A 17,411-nucleotide genomic window follows, 5' to 3' on the forward strand; every position below is an offset into this window, starting at 1 on the left:
TTCTTCTTCGATAAGATCACCTCATTAATTTAAGTCTAGCATAACCACCTCGTTAGCAGTTTAAAACCTTGGACGCTGTCCAAACCTGCAAGCTAATTTAGCTTGACCAAGAGTTAATATCATCCCCCATCCCCCATTCTTGGGGGCGACCCTAGCCGGTAGGCGAACAAAAAAAAGTGTTTTTTTGTTAGGCCAAGAGGGTGTACTTCCGATACTCTATCAACTCCTTAAATTCCTTTCACGTTGTTTCAGTCAGCCATTTACCGTTGACAGATACCATATGCAGAGCCTTGATTTATGCGTGTACCATATCTTTGACTTCGCCCAACCATACATCAAGCATTTTTTCTTGTTTCTTAGTCATTTCAGCATTAGTGACCATATCCGATAGCTGATTCGTCCCTAACACTTGATCGGCTTCAAGAACCATTTTCATAGATGGTGCACATGAATTGCCTAACCAACGCTTGGTTTTCTCATAGAATTCTTCTTCGGGACTCATTAATAGACTTAAACGCCCAAAGTCACCAATAAAGTCTTGCCAAAATTGGCTCGTTTCCCATTTAGAACGTGGTTTGTCGTTATCCTTATCCGCAAATCGGATATAGTTATTTACGACTTGCATAGCAATATCCAAAAACTGATTGGTTTTCATTAAAGAAAGAATCGCTTTTTGCGCTCGTTCGTTCTTCATCCGTAATTCATAGCGATTCCATTCGTCCATATCCTCAATCGGTATGTCGTATTTTTCAGCCTGTTCATAATTCTTCTCGTAGAAACAGAGGTACGTTTCTGACTTTTTAGACCCAAAATATAAAGTCGTTCCTCCGTTTGATCCATCCTTAATACTGACTGACCCATTAAAATCTGATTTCCGAAACCTTGAAATAGCTTCGCCATTTTGAACTTTTTCAAGCAAATAAGGAACAGTGAAATAGGTCTTCCGATCATCGATCGCAATATCCACTCGACTGAACTTCCCATTCAAGTTCAAGCAATCTTGAAAGAAATCGAACCATGTTTTGTTGCGAGCCTTTAAAAACGTTTCAAATTGTCTGCACCCTTTACCTGACATTTCGACCAATATCCCTCGACTATCCCCTGGCTTCGAGTAGAAGACTTTGATTTGATCTAGTTGAAACGTTCCAATGTAGCCATAAAAACCTGATTCTAATTCCTGCATGTATGCTTTCTTTAGATGAACCACCTTTTCAAGAATCAAATCAACATCGTGTGTTTTGAATGACACCCTTACGTAGTCCATCATAGCGGTTAATTCATGTTCCACTCCGTTCACCTCTTTTTCTTGTTTTTAATTACTACCCCCCTGTTAGCTAGGGGGGGTTCGTTTAGTAGGTCACTCGCTGCGCTCATTCCCTACGCTTGTTTCCGAGGCTGTCGCTACGTTGCCACTGGCGACTGCCGTCGCCGACGCGCCAACCTCTCCAACGGACGCTTGCTCGATCTCCTTCATGAAATCATATCCTTTTGGTACTAAGGGACTGTAAAACTCCATGATGGTTGATGTACCACTATCCGCATAACCACGCCCTTTGACGTTCTTATTAATAAAGGTTTTATCCGAATCACCAAACATCATGCCGTATCCTGTTTCCGACATTTTGCCTAACGTCACTCGGAAATTAAACTGGTCACGTATCCCGTCCGCTAAATACTTAGCGTCAGGTCGTTGCGCTCCAAGCACTAAAAAATAACCCATCTGCCGACCAAGCATGACGAGTTGTTTCATATATCCCATAGCTTCATTTCGTTCCTTCATCTCTAACAAGTCCATGAAAGCGACATATTCATCAAAGAAAATGAACACAGGTGGTAATCCTAGATACGCATAGTTTTCACCTGTTCGATAGTCGGACATGTTTTTCATGTCCTCGGATCGTTTCATCATATCGTCAACGGATCTACGAAGTGTCATAAGAATTCCCGTAGACTTTGAAAAGACTGTTCCTTTAGGGAGAACCGCTTCTAAATCGGCTAAATCTGCATTCTTTGGATCAAGTATTTTGATCTTGGCATTCGATTTTAGTACCGATTGAATAATAGTGAGAATGAAGTACGTTTTACCTCCACCCGTTCCACCTGCGATCAACATGTGTGGAAGTTTATCAAACGACCAATACACACCATCCATTAGTTTCATTGAACCATTTTGTACGGTCACTTCTTGTATTGGAATTCGCTTCTTACTAGCGTCATACAACAACTTGAATACCACGAAGTTTTCTTCCACTTCTCGGTCTACGAGATCACAAAAAAGACCACTCTCTAAATCCTTCCCTAGGTTTAGATAACGGTCTTGAAATCGGCTCATATCCATCGCAATTCTGATATAGATATGACCTTTCTTTTTCTTATAATAGGCTCTTGGAAAGTAAGTGATTTTATTTTTACTCACCTGTTTCTCTGACCATTGCGATTCTGTTTGAACCCGCTGTTCCTCTACAAATCGATTAGAAAAGAACATACGTGTAATCTTCTGTCTATGCCATATGCTTTTATATTTCTCATGAAAAAGCAGATAGACGAGAACTACACCAAATAACCCTATCATGAAAGATAAACCTACTCCATTGATAATCAGCGACCAATCCCACTCGCTTAATCTAGTAAAAACTTGATACTGTTTTATGTCTAACCAATTAATGATAGGAAAGTGGTTACGAAAGTAAACGTATATCCCTAAAAGGAAAATAGGAATGAATACAATTAATATAGCGTTTCGTACACCATTTCTCATGTGAGATAAGATTCTGTGTCCTCGGTATTTCCAAATCTTATCTTGAAAAACTCCCATCAAACCCCTCCTAATTACATTGTTTACTATTTCATTTTGCATTGCTAAAATATAAGTCTAATAGAAAACAAAACATCATTACTTCCCTTAAAGAGTCTCAACCGTTGATTCCAACTTAAATATAGAAAGAAGTGAAATAATGCTAACTAGCTTCAGTCACTTTTATAGTAAATATGGATTTCTGTTTATAATCTTACTTATAGTTTTCAATTTCATTTTTCTTTTTAATTCAGGTTTGCTTTTAAGTTTTTCTTCGTCTATTTATAAATTTATACCTGAATCACTTGTTAATTATTTTATCAACAACAAAATTAATTCATTAGATTGGTTAAACATCTTTGTAACATTTGTCTCAATTACTGGTGTCACAACAATTTGGCGTTTTTTTTACATAAGATACTATATAGGCAAAACCTTAGAGATTGATAGAAAAAACAGTTATATAAACAAAAAGCCTTTCAAGATGCCTAAATTTCATATGTTATCTATTCACAATTTTTTTTCAGATGCAACAACAATATTTGTTTTAGTCTACTTGTTGATTCTAAATGCAGGAACTATAACCATTCAACCAACTCTAAATTATATATTTAACCTTCTTAGAACTGAATACTTTATTATCCCATTTTTTTTCATTGGAATATTAAGCACAGCCTTAGGATGTATATCATTGGTAATTGGATTTCTAGGTACAGCAACAAATAGAGCTGAAGATTTAGAAGAAAACTAAAAGCGTATTAGTATAAAACTAATACGCTTAATTTTTTATTTCTTATCTGTTCCTGATCCAACTAATTCCTTCGTTTCTTGTGGTTTCTTATCAAAGCCTTTTTGTCCCACTGGTCTGATATCCTCCGCAACAATCGTATAGATGATGTTTGCAAAGGTTCCGTTCACTTGGGCTCTTGCTGTGATTCTAGGGTGAACCAGTTCAACTTCACTCATGAAATCATATTCTTTTAGATCAATATAATCAGGTAGCGTGACTTCAATCTGCCCCTGTTGAATACTTGAACCCAAGTTATAGATTCTCGATTCCAACTTATCTGTGCGTTCACCTTTTTCACGGTCATAATACATTCTTTCTCTTGCTAACCCCATAAACACTAGCGTTCCAAATGTCTCTGTCTGATCCGGTTTAATTCCTGCTTTTAAATTCATATACAATTCCTCTTTTCGTTAAATTAGTTTTGTGTTTTCTCTTCGTCCATTTTCAACAGTTCAACTCAATCTATAAAAAGAAAAATCGCTCCGGTTCTGTATCCATCATGGCGCTTATCAGTCGCCTTCTTTGCGACCTAGTAGGTCAAAGCTATGACCATCAGCACGAATATTCGTTCCTGCTACAGCATTTCAATAAGTGTTAGCTGTGTCCACTTAATACTCACGAACGTGACATTTTAAGTAGAGTACGCTATAATAAACTTTCCACAGTTTTATTGATGGCGTATCTGACTTGTCAGGTGCGCTTTCTTTCTATATGTAGTTATCAAAGTCCACTCATTCCTTTCAAGTATTATTGAATATCCTCAAAGTGGTTTACCTTCACACTCATTGCATATTCTCAAACACCGATATCTCATTTCTTCCTAATTTGTAGTTCTTTGAAATTCGTCTGTATGAAACGCCATGTTTAAGCAAATTTTGTATGACATTCTTAGAAATCGGTTGTTTCATATAGTGATTTACCTTCACACTGTGTAAGGCCAATTTCATTCTAGCTTGCCAGTCACCCTCCATAGTTTTAGCAAGAGGAATTGCTTCTCTCATTAGGGATTGCATAACTTCAAAGTTCATCTTTTCACCCTACTTGATTAGTTTTTTTGTTATAGATAAAACGTTCTTCAAACTTTTCTCTGTTAACTTTACCTTGAATGACAAGATACCCATCTTTTTTCAACTCTTTGTTTAATTCTCTTATAATTGCATAAGCCTTTGTATCCTTAACCTTCAATATCTTTTGAATATCTTTTGGTGTTAAAAACTCATACACTTTGTTTAACTCCTCTCTACTTTGAATATAATTTAAGTATAAAGAAACAAAAAGACTAAGTCAACAATAAATTAAACATTAAGACTAAAAAATATATAAAAATTCATTATGATTACAAATAAATAAACTATTCGTTGATTACCGAGTATTTTCTTCACCATATTGATATCATAAAAATAAAAACAACATTTAGACGAAAAAAGGGGATATTATGACATTAGGACAACGATTAAAAATCTCTAGGATTAAAAAAAACCTTAAACAGATTGACGCAGCGACTAAATTAAATGTATCATCACAAGTACTCTCAGCCTATGAAAGAGATATTAGAGACCCTGACACTGCTTCCTTAGTTAAGATCGCTCTTTTTTACGAAGTCTCAACAGATTACCTCTTAGGTATCGACAGCAATAATTTCGATTTGCCAAAACATCCTCTCGATAAAATATACGATGAATTCTTAAATGAAGTTAATTTCGAAGAGTATCCATTTCTTCATGATGAAATTGATGATGAATCTGCAACAGTTATTAAAACATTACTCAAAAGTAGTCTTACCATTGTTCAACAACTAAAAGACTAACAAGTCTGGAGGGATTAATGGATGGTTAGAAAGCTAGGCAATAAACGCTATTCTGCTGATATTAGTCTAGGTAAAGACCCCTTAACAGGTGAAAGACGAAGAAGACAGAGAATATTTTCCTCTAAAAAAGAAGCTGAAATGTATGAGGAAGAACAGCGGGAGATGTATCGGCTTAATCGGGTGGTTGGCGAAAGGAAATTAAAGTTTCCTGTAATAGTTAAGCTTTACTTAGAACACTGTAAATTACACGGCAAACCTAGCTATTATGCAAATCAAAGATATTTGATAAATAAACATATTATAGGTTATTTTGAGAACAGCGATTTTATTGCCATCACTACTCGTGATATTAAAAATTATCAACAAAAGTTAATTGATACGGGTTTGGTAAACAAATCAATTAATAACGTTATGATAACTCTGAAAAATATTTTCAACAAAGCAATCGAGGAAATGGTCATTCCTTCTAATCCGTGTGATGGAGTTAAGAACTTAAAAATAAACAATAAACAAATGAGTTTTTGGACGCCTGATCAATTTAAAGAGTTTATTTCTTTAATTGATGAAGATGATTTTCTCTTTAAAGTTTTTTATACATTCGCTTATCTTACAGGAATGCGTTGCGGTGAAATGTTAGCCTTAAACTGGAATGATATTGACCGTTACAAAAGAGAAATTAATGTTCATAAATCACTCAATTATCTAAACGGTGAAGTTGTTATAACAGAACCTAAAACAAAAAACTCCATCAGAAGGGTAAGTGTTAATAAGAAATTAATTGACCTACTAGATCTATGGAGAGAAAAACAGATAGATATGTTTTATAATTTGAACATTAGACATCATGATGAAATTCACATTTTCCAGTATAGAGAGAAGCCCCCCACAAAAGATATATTTAGTCGAAGGATTAGGACAATATGTAACAAAGGTGAATTAAAGCCAATACGTTTGCATGATTTAAGGCACTCACATGTAGCTTTACTTATTGATCAACGAGAAGATCATGTTACTATTAAAGAGAGATTGGGTCACGCTTCTATTAAAACAACTATAGATGTTTATGGACATCTTTTTCCAAATAAACAGCAAGAAACAGCAGATAAGTTTGATACTCTATTTTAACCAAGTTATTGAAACTTGGTTTTTTTAGATTCTATTAAACCAGCATTTTTCACCAATCAGTTCCTTATACCTAAAAACACTAAAACAATATCCTGTTTTTAACTATTTACAACTCCTTTCTAATTGTTTTTGTGTATAATAGATTTACATAGAAAAATATATTAAAAGGATGATACATGATGTCTGAAATCGAAAACGACAATATTAAAGAAGAAAATAGACTTATAACAGTTACTGCCCTAAACAGATTCACAAAAAACGTTTCTAATATTGATCAGGTTAAAATGACTAAAGACGCTAAACACTTACTGATTGATCAATTAGAGCAAATTACTACTATGATTTTCCGAAGAGCAGAAGAGATTTGTAAAGCAAATGGTCGAAAAACAGTAAATGATGAACATTTAGAAACAGCCTACGAAGAGTTAATGAAGCCACAGGAATTTCTTGAGAATATTATAGATAAATTAGACTCTCAGAAGGAAGAATTAAAGACAATGGCAGCAGATAAATCATTAATTAGATTTATGGAGGAATGAATATGTCAAATAAAACATTCTTCTTTAGAGATACATATACTATTAAAGAGATGACAGAAAGGATATTTGCAGTAGATTTTATTAGCTTCTTTAAAGGTTACGCTTCATACAGTCCTCAAGAAGATTCAGAGGTTAACAAGAAAAATTGTTACTTAGGATTAGTGGAATCTTTTTCAGGTGATGCAAATAAAATAGGAAAAGAAATAGAAAATTGCTTTAAATCTGTAGGTAGATATGGTGATAAACTTAATGTTAAATTATATCTTCTAGAAGATTTTATTAATACATACAATGAAATTAAAAGTGAACTTGAAGATATCGTAAGTTCTTATACTAATATTAAACATAAGGATTCCTTATCCCAGGGTTTAAATGATAATTTTTTTATAACAGATTTTAAAGAAGCTGATTCTAAATTAGATTTGAAATTCCTCATTGAACAAGAAGTAATAGATAATGAAAGAACAGTCCCAGTCATAGATAAAAAAGTTTCAAATATAGAATGTAGGTTGTATTTAAATACTGGATTAGTTGCAATCTATAATCCTGATAACCAAGCTTTAAGTAAAATTAATAATGTTTTATCTATAGTTCATCTTCTATTTAAAAAACATTCACCTAGAACACATTCAGTTAATTTAGATGAAGCTCAACTAATAATGACTAATTTAAGATTAAAAGGAGAAATTTCATCACCAAAATATATATCAGATGAAAGCTTACGAGTAGATATATATGGTGTAAATGCTTCTAATAGAGAAGACCCTGTTGTTAGGATTGTAGGCGAATCCCAATTAAAAATATATGAACTTACTGTTAAGGCTTTAATAAAAGGTCACAATTGTTCTGTAAAGATACATCGACACGGGAGTATCTTAATTGATACTTATGTTCTTCCTGAAGTACTAGACAGCATCATAGCAGACCTAAATTGGGTGATACTGAAAGAAGACTATTATATCGATTATTCTATACAGCTTGATAAATTCATTAAGAAAAATCGTAAAGCTGGTTTATTATCTCAAAGAAAAAAATATATCAGAAAAATTGAATATGATTTCAATGAATTAATTAATAGTCTAGAAGCTGTTAGTTTTACTCCCAAAGAAATTAAATTAACAACTACAATACTATTTAACATCGCTGTTCAGATAATTAATAATCAATCATTTGATGTATTAAAGAGTGATCAAATAACTCTAGTCAGTAACAAGTATAATGACTTAAAAAGTATGTTTTCTAACTATATAATTATTCTTTGCAGTAAGAATAAAGATGAAGCCGATACTCTTTCCGAAAGTCTTATAGCAACTCTTCATTCACTACTATTAGAGTGCGAAGGAGATAGTGTAAGAGTTATAGAAACTTATGAGGAATGGTTAACATGCCAACTAAAGCTCTCTCAGTAGAAGAATTAAATTTTGTTGATGGAGTACTTAATTTATATGAATATGAAGATCTAGAAAATTTCAAAATTAAGTTAGAGCTAGCAAAAAAAGAGGACTGGTTTAGTGAAGAGACTTTTAACTCATTACGTATGTGTGGCGTCATTATCACTAAGATAATTCAAAACAAGCGATCTGTAGTTGAAGGCCATTTAGAAACTATAATAGATGAAGACATTATATTTCTTAAGATTGATACTTTAAGATTTGTGGAAATTTGGTTTGAGACATTTGTTTTTAGATTAGGACCAAAGCGAGAGATAAAATTAAATTCTATTACGCCAAAAACTGATTTAGGCTTTATATTGTTGAATTTAAGTTTAGGCGAGAGCACGGATTCTTTAGACGTAAAAATAATCACTAATACTAAAATCAAAGATTTAGAAGGTATACTTGTAAGCTTAATTAATTTTCAAGATAACAAACTTTTTGATATTATCTCTTGGTATGAGCCAGTCATGACTAACGATGATGCTTCATATTTTTTTGGGATTTTAGAGAGTAAAAACAATTTGGAATTAAGTCGGAACTATATTTACATCAATATTCCGGAACAATACGATTCTCAAGAAATAGATAACTTGAAAAAAGCTGTCGCAAAATTTTTAGAGAAAATCAACTTTATTGAAACTAATCACTCAAAACATTTCAGACCCGAATCTAAAGAATATAGCATAAATGAACATAATATTATCAACGTTTTCATCAAGGATAATGAGAAGATTTTCCTTCTACAAAATGATAAAAGACTACTTCTTCAAGCATTTAAAAATGGATTTAAATTAGAAAAAGATAAAGATCACAATGAACTAACTCTACTTTCCAACTTTATTAATGAGAAGAAAGAAAAATACAGCAAACTGAAAAATAAAATTAAAGTAGGAATTTTAAAAGATATTAAGTACATTTTCACAATTTTACTGCCCATAGTTATTAGCCTAATCGCATCAATAAATATTATTTTCTCTTCCAATAATATTAGTTTGAATTCTGAAGTCCTTCTTTATATTCATTTATTTTTCAGCTTCGTTATCGTAGCTTCAATAATATTTACTGCAGTATATCCTTTGTTGTCATTATATTTCTTCTCATGGAATAGAGTCCGAGATAAATCACTCAAATTCGAAAACAGAAGTAATACTCTAAAGAGTAATTTAAATTAGTTCTATCAGAGTTCAGATTTCTTAAATATAAATACAAAAAATTCTCTTCATAGAAGGGATTTTTTTTATATAATATATTTAATTCGGTTCATTTAATTAGTCAAAATCCGAACGATGAAAAATATATGACATTTTTAAAAAAACAAACATATTTATAGATCAATGCTATTTCAAATGAGTTCTTTTAACTCATGGTGAATAAGTGGTGAATTCAAACAAAAGTCGAAGAAATAAATAAAAAGCACCAAAGCTCTAAAAGCCTTGGTACTACTGGGATGCGGTTGAGAGGACTCGAACCTCCACGAGTTTAACCTCACTAGGCCCTCAACCTAGCGCGTCTGCCATTCCGCCACAACCGCTCGTTGAATAAAAAAAGCACTTTTTAAAAGTGCGGGTGAAGGGACTTGAACCCCCACGTCATAAAGACACTAGATCCTAAGTCTAGCGCGTCTGCCAATTCCGCCACACCCGCGAAAACAGAAAGAAAAAATAATGGCGGTCCGGACGGGACTCGAACCCGCGACCTCCTGCGTGACAGGCAGGCATTCTAACCAACTGAACTACCGGACCATTATAAAGATGGTGGAGGATGACGGGATCGAACCGCCGACCCCCTGCTTGTAAGGCAGGTGCTCTCCCAGCTGAGCTAATCCTCCAAATGTGACTTCAGATAACCCTCGTACTTTTTCGTCCAATTCATGTCTTTCAGTCAGTCATGTACAAATGTACACTCTCTCCCTCAAGCACCTCTTGTCCTCAAATTACTCGATTCTCTTTGTCAATATAACTTCAGATAACCCTCGTACTTTTTCGTTAAACTAAAATGGTGACCCGTACGGGATTCGAACCCGTGTTACCGCCGTGAAAGGGCGGTGTCTTAACCGCTTGACCAACGGGCCTAGAGTGAAATATGGCGGAGAAGGAGGGATTTGAACCCTCGCGCCGCTTACACGACCTACACCCTTAGCAGGGGCGCCCCTTCAGCCACTTGGGTACTTCTCCGTGGCTCCACAGGCAGGATTCGAACCTGCGACCGATCGGTTAACAGCCGATAGCTCTACCACTGAGCTACTGTGGAATATGTATAAAACGTTCTTGTCTCCTTAGCGACTTCTATAATATATCATAAGCCACCAATTAAGCGCAAGACTTTTTTAAGACAAAAATTGAAGTTTCCCTCTACATACACCACATACATATTTGAATGGATTGACTTTCCGTTTACGGTAGTATTTTTGCTCGCACGATGAGCATTGATACACGTAATGTATTTGTGCTTCACGTTCTTTAACAGAGCGACAGTAACGGGGAGCACCAACTTTTTTTAATAACTGTTTAAAATCTTGGTCCTTATGCCGATAGCCCTTCCCTAAAAGATGTAGGTGATAATGACATAGCTCATGCTTAATAATGCCAACCAGTTCCTCTTTCCCGTACTTGGCATAGTGCTTTTCATTTAGTTCGATGTTATGGCTTGAGAGCAAGTAGCGCCCTCCTGTTGTCCGCAAACGTGGGTTAAAGATGGCTTTATGCTGAAAAGGTCTGTCAAAAAAAGAGTCAGATAACGCTTCGGTTAAAGCTTGTAATTCTTTGTTCGTCATAATCCCTCCAAAAAATATTCATCAACACTGACAACCCCGCTGGCATATACTATTTGAAAAACGAAGGGAGCGACATTCCTTTGCCTACTTGGCTTCAGAATCAATTAAAAAAGGCATATAGCGAAAAGAACCGCCACCAAGTAAAAGTACTTAATCAGTGCTGGTTTTATTATAGATCTACTGTCCAAAGTCGCTTAAACAGTAAAAAAACCATCTAAATTTTATCACAAAAAAGGAGAGGCGTCATGCTCTCCTTTTCATTATTGTGGTTGCTTCATCGTTAAGGCAATTCGCTCTTTCTCGAAGTCAATGGTTTCCACCCATACGGTAACAATTTCACCGATTGAGACTACATCAAGGGGATGCTTTACAAAACGATTGGCTAATTTAGAAATATGAACGAGTCCATCTTGTTTAACGCCGATATCAACAAAAGCACCAAAATCTACAATGTTCCGTACCGTTCCTTGAAGCTCCATTCCTTTTTGTAAGTCTTCCATCTTTAAGACGTCTTGCTTTAATTGTGGAGCTGTGACTTCATCTCTTGGATCACGGTTTGGTCGTACAAACGCATCAAGTAGATCTTGTAATGTATGGTGACCGATTTCTAGTTCTTCTTCAAATGAAGATGTTGCTTGTCCTGTTAGTTTCGCTTTCAACTGCTCGCTTCCAATATCCTGTGGCGTCATATCTAGCTTTTCTAAGATTGCTGTTGCTTCTGAATAACTTTCGGGGTGGATTGCTGTTGCATCAAGCGGATTTTTCCCACCCGCAATACGTAAAAACCCAACTGCCTGTTCCAAAGATTTTTTACCGAGTCGAGGCACTTTTTTAAGTTCACTCCTACTTGTGAAGGCACCATTTTCATCACGGTATGCAGCAATATTCGTTGCTTGCGTTTTATTTAGACCTGCTACATAAGATAATAACGACGCAGACGCCGTATTCACATTAACCCCTACTCGGTTGACGACGGTTTCGACGGTAAAGCTCAGCGATTCATTTAACTTCTTCTGCGTTACATCATGCTGATATTGACCAACGCCAACCGATTTTGGATCGATTTTCACAAGCTCAGCTAGTGGGTCTTGTAATCGTCTGGCAATGGAGATCGCACTTCGTTGCTCGACTTGCAGGTCAGGAAACTCTTTGCGCGCAAGTTCGGAAGCAGAATAGACACTCGCGCCTGCTTCGTTCACAATAACATAATACACCGTTTCATCCATTTCTTTTAGAACGGTTGCGATGAACTGTTCTGTTTCTCTTGAGGCTGTACCATTTCCAATTGCAACCATGTTCACTCCGTGCTTCTTCACGAGATTTCGAATAACGTTCGCTGCTTCTTTCTCTTTATGATGCGGTGCTGTTGGATAGATAACGCCAATATCGAGCGGCTTGCCTGTTTGGTCAATCACAGCCCATTTACAGCCTGTACGAAACGCAGGGTCCACACCTAAAACCATTTGCTCTTTCATTGGTGGTTGTAACAATAGCTGCTTTAAATTCTCTGCGAATATTGATATGGCTTGTTCTTCAGCGACTTCCGTAAGCCTATTACGCACATCTCGTTCAATGGAAGGTTCAATGAGCCTCGTATAGGCGTCACTAATAGCCTTTTCCATTATTGGCACAACAGGTGAACGCTTTTCTCCAATAGATAGGCGTGTTAGTTTGAGAATAAACGCTTCTTTCGGAAACGTAACAGCCACTTTAAGAATTTGCTCTTTTTCCCCTCGATTTAGCGCAAGCGTTCGGTGCGGTACAATCGTTTTAACCGATTCCTGATACGCATAATAATGGCTAAAGACACCTTTTTCATCTTCTGCGCCTTTTTTTAGTTCAGCCGTCATTAAGCCCTCTTTCATTGCTGCATTACGAAGATTTTCACGTACTTTCGGATCTTCCGCAATGACCTCGGCTATAATATCATTCACACCAGCTAAAACATCCTCCACTTCATGTAACCCATGTTCGTCGCTAAAGTAAGCAGCAGCTTCTTCCTCGATACGAAATTCAGACGGGAATGTTACTATTTTTTGCGCTAATGGCTCTAAACCTTTTTCTTTTGCAACCGTTGCTCTTGTACGGCGTTTTTGCCTAAACGGCCGATACAAATCTTCTACTTGCTGCAATTGGGTGGCTGCAGTAATCTTTGTTGTTAACTCCGGCGTTAATTTATCTTGTTCCTTAATTAAACGAATGACTTCATCTTTTCGCTCAGACAGATTTTTTTCATACTCATATGTATCCGCAATCGCTTTGATTTGCACCTCATCAAGTGCACCTGTTTGTTCTTTACGGTATCGGGCTATAAAAGGGACAGTATTGCCTTCTTGCAACAATGACACGACATTCTTTACTTGTTTGTGCGTTAAGTTTGTTTTTTGAACCGTTTGTTGAATCCATTGCTCCATTGTATGTTCCTCCTTTTTTCCACTTCTTCCATCATAACATAAAAAAATAAGCAGCCGCTTCTCAGCACTGCTTACTTGAAATTCCCTACCATTAACGTTGCATCATCTTTTTGACTATAGAACTTTCCATTTAAAAGTTTCTCACTTACGGCTTTTGCTGTTGCCGTATATTCACGTACTTTCGGCAATTGTTCAACGCCATCAGTAAACATAATAAAGGACGAGCCAGGTTTATAGTGGAATTGTTCGCTACTGAGCTTTTGAACACGACCACAAAGATAGCCTCTCTTAGGCATTGGTTGTACCACCGTGCCGTCGGGATGATATAAAATAAACCCAATATTACCAAAATTAGAATACGTAACGGTAGAAGCGTTATAGTCAATGCGGAGCAACGTAATAACAGCACCTCTTTCATTTGTAAGGTACTGATTACAGTGCTCTAGTATTTGCTCTGCTTCCTCATTATGATGATCTTGAATAGCACGAATGGCTTTTTCAGCGGAAAGGTGAGCTCCTTTTCCACTGCCAAGACCGTCAATGACTGCGCAAATCGTGTACGCACTGCTCTGGAATACGATATGGCCATCTCCACACACTGTATTGCCAGGTTTTGTTTTTTGAACCGTCGCTACATCAATGTGATGATCCTTATAGAGTGTAACCATTAAAAGATCTCCGTAGGCTCTATTCGAATAGAATCGCGAAGTTTTTGTAACGCCCTTCGTTGCAATCTTGATACGTGCATTTGAGAAATGCCAAGTTTTTCACCTGTTTCTTTCTGGCTTAAGTTCTCATAGTACGTACACTGTAAGATCTCTTTCTCTCTCTCATTTAAAACCTGAAATGCCTTTTCTAACAACATTCTTTGGTCGGCTTGTTCATAACCAGTGTCATCGTTCCCTACCAAGTCAAGGAGTGTGACTTCTCCTCCTTCTTGGTCAGCTTCTAGCGAACGATTTACTGAAAGAGCTTGATAACTTTTGCTCATTTCCATTGTCTCTAGTACTTCTTCTTCCTCTACTTCTAGATACTGAGCAATTTCATGAACGTATGGAGAACGTTGCAATTCGATGGTAAGAGCATCGGCAGCTTTTTTGATTTTAGGACCCAGTTCTTTTATTCGTCTTGGAACGTGTACACTCCACGTCTTATCACGAATAAAGCGTTTAATTTCCCCAACTATAGTCGGAACCGCAAACGATTCAAAGCTTCGTCCAAATTCCTCATTATAACGGTTTAATGCGGCGAGTAAGCCGACCATCCCCACTTGAAAGAGATCTTCGTCATACTCTCTTCCTTTCGAGAATTTTCGTGATAGAGAGCGTACAAGCGCTTCAAAATGCTTTACGAGACGTACTTGAACTTCTTCGGAACCTGTGCGCTGGTATTCTTCAATCCATTTATAGATGTCATCCTTATTCTGATTGTAAGGAAGAGATTCCGTCGACACTTTCCTTCACCCCACTCTCGTAAAGGTACTTTGTCATAACAAGCATTACACCGTTATCTTCATTAATTTCTACTTTATCCATTAACGTACTAATGAGGAATAAACCAAGCCCTCCTTCCTTTAGGTCTCCTACAGGTTTTTTCGCGTCAACTGGTCCGAGACGACTTTCGACTTCCGCAATATCAAAACTTTTGCCTTGATCAGCAACGACAATTTGAATGCGATCCTCATAAATATAGCAAGCTAAAGAAATAAAACCGTCTTCAGAATACGCATGTTCCACAACATTTGTACACGCCTCTGCAACCGCAATCTTCAGATCTTCAATATCGTCGTAAGAAAAACCCAATCGATTCGCAATACCTGAGACAGTCAAACGCGCAATGCTCACATATTCTGGCTTAGCAGGGAGCTCAAGATGGATTCGATCATTTTGTTCCATCACCCTTGTCCCTCCTTCGATTTAATTGAAATAACTTCGTCTAAACCAGTAATAGAGAATAGACGTTTAATACGAGAAGTCATTCCTAATAACGTTAGTTCACTGTTCGTCGCATCTGTTGCTTTTAACACACCAACAAACACACCTAAGCCTGTGCTATCAATATACTCCACTTCATCAAAGTGAATATTAATTTGTTGATTTTCTTTTTCTGCTAATGGGAGTAGCGATTCTTTTAATTGAGGTGCTGTGTACGCATCAATTTCTCCCGCAAGATGTATATGATAAGTGGAATCCACTTGTTCCGATTTTATTGAAAGGTTCATACTTGTTACTCCTCCTCAAAGACCATTTCAGTTACATTGTACTCTCTTACCACGTAACAAACTTTATTAAACCTTTCTCCGCAAAATAATGAGGGTGAAATCATCACGTAAGGTGAAATCTTGGAGCTTCATTAACTCTTCATACACATGATCGACCATTTCCTGCGCACTTAAATGCATATAATTGCGAATGAGATTTGTAATTTCTTCTCTCTCAATAAATTCATCACCGATTCTACATTCGGTCACACCATCTGATAAAAGAACAACAAAATCACCTATCTCCAAATGTCGAATGTATTCACGGTATGTGGTTTTTCTAGAGACTCCTAGAACTAATCCTTTTGCGCGAAGTTCTTCAAAAGAATCTTCTTTTTCATTGTAAAAAAAGCCTGGCTCGTGACCAGCTCCAGAATAATGAAAATCAGACGTTGTTCTGTTATAGTATCCATACATCATCGTAATAAACATACTATCGTCAACATTTTGTTCGACTACTCGGTTTAAGTTCCCCAACAAAACAGACGGCTCCAGCTGTTGTTCAGACGGTAAACTATCCATAGCATATTTAATCATCGACATACACAATGCCGCCGGGACACCTTTGCCAATAATATCAGCTATTGCCATTCCTAATCCTCTATTGTCGTCATGGACGTAGTGATAGTAATCTCCACTCATTTTTTTAGCTGGAACAGACACAACTCCGATATCAAGAAAGTGCGCTTTTGGCTTTTCTTGTGGCATGAGGGTCTGCTGCATACTCGCCGCAACATCAATTTCTAATTCTAATTCTTGCTGACGGTTTCTTAATATTTGGTGTTCTTGATAAGCTAAGCCATATCCCATCATGACCTCTAAGAGTAAGTCAAAGGAATCCTTTACTTTCTTATCAATAGTAGGCAGCAATTCTGTTAATAATTTGAAATGAATGCTCACAAACTCTTCTGGAGAAATTTGTTGCTCCAGAAGAAATTTGCTTATTTTTTGCGCTTCATAAAGACTTTCTTCAGATTGTTCTTCAAGAAATTCTTTAAGAATTCGCTTATAGGAGAGTTGCAGTTTATGATCGGTTAGTCGCATTCACTCCCCTCCTTATCTTGTCCATTTTGTCGCGGTAATTGTTGTGCCAACTCCTACCTCAGAATCAATAGTAAATTCATCCATTAATCGTTTTACACCAGGTAAACCTGCACCTAAGCCGCTGGAAGTTGTGAACCCATCCACCATCACTTGTCGGATGTTTTGTATACCAGGGCCTTCGTCTTTCGCTGTCACACGAATTCCTTTACGCGGTCTAGCGTTGTTTAAGTCTTCCACAATTTCAAGGATGATTTCTCCTCGGTTTGCGTATAAATAGATATTCCGTGCTAGTTCAGAGATAGCTGTTGTAATGCGCGCTTGATCGACATTGCCAAAACCAATTTGGCGAGACAGGTCACGACCTGCTTGTCTAGCTGCCACAATACCCCACTCATTATTTACTTCAACAGCGGATTGGAGATTATCCAT

The 17,411-nt window shown here is 36.6% G+C and carries 18 protein-coding genes, 7 tRNA genes and 1 pseudogene; 6 read left to right on the top strand and 20 right to left on the bottom strand.

What is annotated here, in order from left to right; translation table 11 throughout:
* Positions 1–295: 295 nt before the first annotated feature.
* The 5 genes and pseudogenes from FPV17_RS17425 to xis form a co-directional block, all read right to left on the bottom strand.
* Positions 296–1,374, bottom strand: a pseudogene (locus tag FPV17_RS17425) (replication initiation factor domain-containing protein).
* Complete coding sequence (locus FPV17_RS17430) at positions 1,358–2,815, bottom strand: FtsK/SpoIIIE domain-containing protein (protein ID WP_144559668.1); 1,458 nt, start codon at positions 2,813–2,815, stop codon at positions 1,358–1,360. Before FPV17_RS17430 ends, FPV17_RS17425 begins: the two are co-directional and overlap by 17 nt.
* A gap of 765 nt (positions 2,816–3,580) precedes the next feature.
* Positions 3,581–3,976: a DUF961 family protein gene (locus FPV17_RS17435; protein WP_144559670.1), complete on the bottom strand. Its 396-nt coding sequence runs from the start codon at positions 3,974–3,976 to the stop codon at positions 3,581–3,583.
* Between the two features lie 390 nt (positions 3,977–4,366).
* Positions 4,367–4,612: a hypothetical protein gene (locus FPV17_RS17440; protein WP_144559671.1), complete on the bottom strand. Its 246-nt coding sequence runs from the start codon at positions 4,610–4,612 to the stop codon at positions 4,367–4,369.
* Between the two features lie 4 nt (positions 4,613–4,616).
* On the bottom strand, positions 4,617–4,808 hold the full coding sequence (xis, locus tag FPV17_RS17445) for an ICEBs1 excisionase (protein WP_144559672.1): 192 nt from the start codon (positions 4,806–4,808) through the stop codon (positions 4,617–4,619).
* A 211-nt stretch (positions 4,809–5,019) separates the two neighbouring features.
* Here xis and FPV17_RS17450 point away from each other — a divergent pair, with 211 nt between their 5' ends.
* From FPV17_RS17450 to FPV17_RS17470, 5 genes are all read left to right on the top strand, one after another.
* Positions 5,020–5,391: a helix-turn-helix domain-containing protein gene (locus tag FPV17_RS17450; RefSeq protein WP_144559674.1), complete on the top strand. Its 372-nt coding sequence runs from the start codon at positions 5,020–5,022 to the stop codon at positions 5,389–5,391.
* A gap of 21 nt (positions 5,392–5,412) precedes the next feature.
* Entirely contained in the window at positions 5,413–6,516 is a 1,104-nt protein-coding gene (locus FPV17_RS17455; RefSeq protein WP_144559676.1) for a tyrosine-type recombinase/integrase, read from the top strand.
* 179 nt (positions 6,517–6,695) lie between these two features.
* Positions 6,696–7,055, top strand: coding sequence for a histone-like protein (locus tag FPV17_RS17460; RefSeq protein ID WP_210244244.1), 360 nt, complete (start codon positions 6,696–6,698; stop codon positions 7,053–7,055).
* Between the two features lie 2 nt (positions 7,056–7,057).
* The gene (locus FPV17_RS17465) at positions 7,058–8,464 is read left to right on the top strand and encodes a hypothetical protein (RefSeq protein ID WP_144559680.1); all 1,407 of its coding nucleotides are present in this window, start codon (positions 7,058–7,060) and stop codon (positions 8,462–8,464) included.
* Positions 8,440–9,663, top strand: coding sequence for a hypothetical protein (locus FPV17_RS17470; protein WP_144559682.1), 1,224 nt, complete (start codon positions 8,440–8,442; stop codon positions 9,661–9,663). The genes FPV17_RS17465 and FPV17_RS17470 overlap by 25 nt, the downstream gene beginning before the upstream one ends.
* A gap of 276 nt (positions 9,664–9,939) precedes the next feature.
* On the opposite strand, the gene FPV17_RS17475 is transcribed toward FPV17_RS17470, so the two are convergent.
* From FPV17_RS17475 to FPV17_RS17510, 8 genes are all read right to left on the bottom strand, one after another.
* Positions 9,940–10,022 (bottom strand) — tRNA-Leu (locus tag FPV17_RS17475).
* 30 nt (positions 10,023–10,052) lie between these two features.
* A tRNA-Leu gene (locus FPV17_RS17480) sits at positions 10,053–10,135 on the bottom strand.
* Positions 10,136–10,156: 21 nt separating this feature from the next.
* Positions 10,157–10,233, bottom strand: a tRNA-Asp gene (locus FPV17_RS17485).
* 10 nt (positions 10,234–10,243) lie between these two features.
* Positions 10,244–10,319, bottom strand: a tRNA-Val gene (locus FPV17_RS17490).
* A gap of 168 nt (positions 10,320–10,487) precedes the next feature.
* A tRNA-Glu gene (locus FPV17_RS17495) sits at positions 10,488–10,562 on the bottom strand.
* A 12-nt stretch (positions 10,563–10,574) separates the two neighbouring features.
* A tRNA-Ser gene (locus tag FPV17_RS17500) sits at positions 10,575–10,665 on the bottom strand.
* Position 10,666: 1 nt separating this feature from the next.
* Positions 10,667–10,741: transfer RNA gene (locus tag FPV17_RS17505), tRNA-Asn, on the bottom strand.
* A gap of 76 nt (positions 10,742–10,817) precedes the next feature.
* Positions 10,818–11,264 carry a SprT family protein gene (locus tag FPV17_RS17510; protein ID WP_144559684.1) on the bottom strand — a complete coding sequence of 149 codons (447 nt, stop codon included), beginning with the start codon at positions 11,262–11,264 and terminating at the stop codon, positions 10,818–10,820.
* Positions 11,265–11,344: 80 nt separating this feature from the next.
* Here FPV17_RS17510 and cmpA point away from each other — a divergent pair, with 80 nt between their 5' ends.
* A complete protein-coding gene (gene cmpA, locus FPV17_RS17515; RefSeq protein WP_144559686.1) occupies positions 11,345–11,482 on the top strand; it encodes a cortex morphogenetic protein CmpA in 138 nt (45 codons plus the stop codon).
* A 42-nt stretch (positions 11,483–11,524) separates the two neighbouring features.
* Here the strand turns inward: cmpA and FPV17_RS17520 are convergent, their stop codons facing one another.
* From FPV17_RS17520 to FPV17_RS17550, 7 genes are all read right to left on the bottom strand, one after another.
* Complete coding sequence (locus tag FPV17_RS17520) at positions 11,525–13,678, bottom strand: Tex family protein (RefSeq protein ID WP_144559688.1); 2,154 nt, start codon at positions 13,676–13,678, stop codon at positions 11,525–11,527.
* A gap of 71 nt (positions 13,679–13,749) precedes the next feature.
* Entirely contained in the window at positions 13,750–14,346 is a 597-nt protein-coding gene (locus tag FPV17_RS17525) for a PP2C family serine/threonine-protein phosphatase (RefSeq protein ID WP_035398798.1), read from the bottom strand.
* On the bottom strand, positions 14,346–15,131 hold the full coding sequence (gene sigB / locus FPV17_RS17530) for an RNA polymerase sigma factor SigB (RefSeq protein ID WP_144559690.1): 786 nt from the start codon (positions 15,129–15,131) through the stop codon (positions 14,346–14,348). Before sigB ends, FPV17_RS17525 begins: the two co-directional genes overlap by 1 nt.
* Complete coding sequence (gene rsbW, locus FPV17_RS17535; RefSeq protein ID WP_035398802.1) at positions 15,097–15,576, bottom strand: anti-sigma B factor RsbW; 480 nt, start codon at positions 15,574–15,576, stop codon at positions 15,097–15,099. Before rsbW ends, sigB begins: the two co-directional genes overlap by 35 nt.
* Complete coding sequence (locus FPV17_RS17540; protein ID WP_035398804.1) at positions 15,573–15,899, bottom strand: STAS domain-containing protein; 327 nt, start codon at positions 15,897–15,899, stop codon at positions 15,573–15,575. Before FPV17_RS17540 ends, rsbW begins: the two co-directional genes overlap by 4 nt.
* 66 nt (positions 15,900–15,965) lie before the next feature.
* Positions 15,966–16,982, bottom strand: a complete 1,017-nt coding sequence (locus FPV17_RS17545; protein WP_035398806.1) for a PP2C family protein-serine/threonine phosphatase — start codon at positions 16,980–16,982, stop codon at positions 15,966–15,968.
* Between the two features lie 12 nt (positions 16,983–16,994).
* Positions 16,995–17,411: an anti-sigma regulatory factor gene (locus FPV17_RS17550; RefSeq protein ID WP_035398808.1), complete on the bottom strand. Its 417-nt coding sequence runs from the start codon at positions 17,409–17,411 to the stop codon at positions 16,995–16,997.

This window comes from Shouchella miscanthi, assembly GCF_007725405.1.
In the GTDB taxonomy this organism is placed as follows: Bacteria; Bacillota; Bacilli; order Bacillales; family Bacillaceae_D; genus Shouchella; species Shouchella hunanensis.

Coding starts and splice junctions, on each gene's coding strand:
- FPV17_RS17465 (WP_144559680.1), top strand. CDS start 7,058: ATGTCAAATAAAACATTCTTCTTTAGAGATACATATACTATTAAAGAG.
- FPV17_RS17455 (WP_144559676.1), top strand. CDS start 5,413: ATGGTTAGAAAGCTAGGCAATAAACGCTATTCTGCTGATATTAGTCTA.
- FPV17_RS17550 (WP_035398808.1), bottom strand. CDS start 17,411: ATGGATAATCTCCAATCCGCTGTTGAAGTAAATAATGAGTGGGGTATT.
- FPV17_RS17520 (WP_144559688.1), bottom strand. CDS start 13,678: ATGGAGCAATGGATTCAACAAACGGTTCAAAAAACAAACTTAACGCAC.
- FPV17_RS17510 (WP_144559684.1), bottom strand. CDS start 11,264: ATGACGAACAAAGAATTACAAGCTTTAACCGAAGCGTTATCTGACTCT.
- FPV17_RS17440 (WP_144559671.1), bottom strand. CDS start 4,612: ATGAACTTTGAAGTTATGCAATCCCTAATGAGAGAAGCAATTCCTCTT.
- FPV17_RS17525 (WP_035398798.1), bottom strand. CDS start 14,346: ATGGTTACACTCTATAAGGATCATCACATTGATGTAGCGACGGTTCAA.
- FPV17_RS17430 (WP_144559668.1), bottom strand. CDS start 2,815: ATGGGAGTTTTTCAAGATAAGATTTGGAAATACCGAGGACACAGAATC.
- FPV17_RS17435 (WP_144559670.1), bottom strand. CDS start 3,976: ATGAATTTAAAAGCAGGAATTAAACCGGATCAGACAGAGACATTTGGA.
- FPV17_RS17470 (WP_144559682.1), top strand. CDS start 8,440: ATGCCAACTAAAGCTCTCTCAGTAGAAGAATTAAATTTTGTTGATGGA.
- FPV17_RS17545 (WP_035398806.1), bottom strand. CDS start 16,982: ATGCGACTAACCGATCATAAACTGCAACTCTCCTATAAGCGAATTCTT.
- FPV17_RS17450 (WP_144559674.1), top strand. CDS start 5,020: ATGACATTAGGACAACGATTAAAAATCTCTAGGATTAAAAAAAACCTT.
- FPV17_RS17540 (WP_035398804.1), bottom strand. CDS start 15,899: ATGAACCTTTCAATAAAATCGGAACAAGTGGATTCCACTTATCATATA.
- FPV17_RS17460 (WP_210244244.1), top strand. CDS start 6,696: ATGTCTGAAATCGAAAACGACAATATTAAAGAAGAAAATAGACTTATA.